The 501-nt window shown below is 49.3% G+C and carries 1 protein-coding gene; it reads right to left on the minus strand.

The window, feature by feature from the left end:
• The coding region (locus tag FHQ30_RS12545) for a VENN motif pre-toxin domain-containing protein (RefSeq protein ID WP_176552778.1) at positions 1-501 on the minus strand (501 nt) is incomplete at both ends.

The following is a 501-nucleotide window of genomic DNA, read 5'->3' on the forward strand; positions in this document are numbered from 1 at the left end:
CAACAAAATCTTCGGTTGTTTTAACACCATTTTCTTTTAGTAATTGAACTAATGCTTTTTCTTTTTCAGTTCTTAAATAGGATTCACCTTTTAGATTTAAAAGCGCATTATTCTCAACCGCACTTTTCGCTACTTCCGCACCACGGTAACCGTCACTGCTGTTATTCGCCACCGCAACACTGCTCAATGCGCCGACAATTTGGCTTAAACCCGAAATCGTTTCTTTCTCACTCGCCGTCAGGTCTTGCGGCGCTTTGCCGTACAGCTGTTCAGTTAAAAATGCGGCTGCGACTTCACCGCTCGCAGCAGCTGTTGCCCCGGCTAAAGCGCTGTTGCCGCTTGCTTGTGCCTCAATCGCACCCCATAACGCATGGGCAACGATGTTGGCTTCGGTGTTATCTCCGGTCAGTGCTTTGATTTGGCTGTTCACATATGGTGACAATCCACCGGCAATCGCCTGTCCTGCATTGCCGCCCGCCAAGCCTTGTAGCACCGCCGTCA

The sequence above is a fragment of the Testudinibacter sp. 'clade 2' genome, assembly GCF_006227735.1.
GTDB lineage: Bacteria > Pseudomonadota > Gammaproteobacteria > Enterobacterales > Pasteurellaceae > Chelonobacter.